This is a genomic window from Pseudomonas sp. PA-7-1E (genome assembly GCF_021605325.1).
Taxonomy (GTDB): Bacteria; Pseudomonadota; Gammaproteobacteria; order Pseudomonadales; family Pseudomonadaceae; genus Aquipseudomonas; species Aquipseudomonas fluorescens_BV.
In genome coordinates this window covers 1-782 of record NZ_WKFA01000133.1, presented here as the reverse complement: position 1 = coordinate 782, position 782 = coordinate 1, and the positions used below count along the sequence as shown (strand labels likewise).

The 782-nt window shown below is 61.1% G+C and carries 1 pseudogene; it reads left to right on the top strand.

Annotated features, from left to right (window positions below):
* Nucleotides 1-782: pseudogene (locus tag GIW79_RS29540) on the top strand (hypothetical protein); the annotation flags it as partial.

Below are 782 nucleotides of genomic sequence, written 5' to 3'. Positions count from 1 at the left end.
CCGGCCATTGATGGCGATATCGAAGGGGCGCATGGCGGTATCGGCCTGCGGCATACCGAGGTGCCGTTGGTGGTCTACCTGATCAACCCCAAAGATGGCGTCACTCCGGGCAGTGTTGCCTCACTGTTCTGGGGCAACCGTAATATTCCCGTGGCCTCTACGCCGATTCGCGAAGGCGAGCAAAACCTTGACCTGATCCCGCTGACTGTTCCCGCGCACCATATCGTCCCGTTCTTGGTCTACCCGGTATGTGCCATGCTAAGGCGCAGAAGCGGCAATGAGTCATTCACCGAAGAAATCAGGTTACGGGTCAGCCTGACTCGCCCCGGTGGCGAAGACAAAGACAGTCTGCCCGGCCACCAAGGGCTGGCGTATCAGGTCCCACCGGAGGTTTTGCTGCGTGGCGTCAATCAGGAGCAGGCATTGGCGGGTGTCAAGATCATCATTCGCTACTGGCTAAACATGCGCGCTTATGACCTGATCACTCTGGCCTGGGGCTCGCAAGTGGTTCAGCACCGGGTCCAACCCGGCGAAGTGGGCCGTGACATCACCTTGACCATCGACTACGCCACTATCAGCGCCGCGGGCAATAACCCGCTGACGCGCGTGGCTTACCAGGTGCGGGACGCGGGCGGCAATCTGCCGGAGGAGCGGGCGCGCTGGTCGGCGGTGTCGTTGATTGATGTGCACCTCAATGAGGTGCGCCCCGAAGCGCCGTGGCTGCAGTTTCCAGACACCGGTACGAAAATCGACCTCGCGGAGCTGGGCAGTTGGGATGTGGA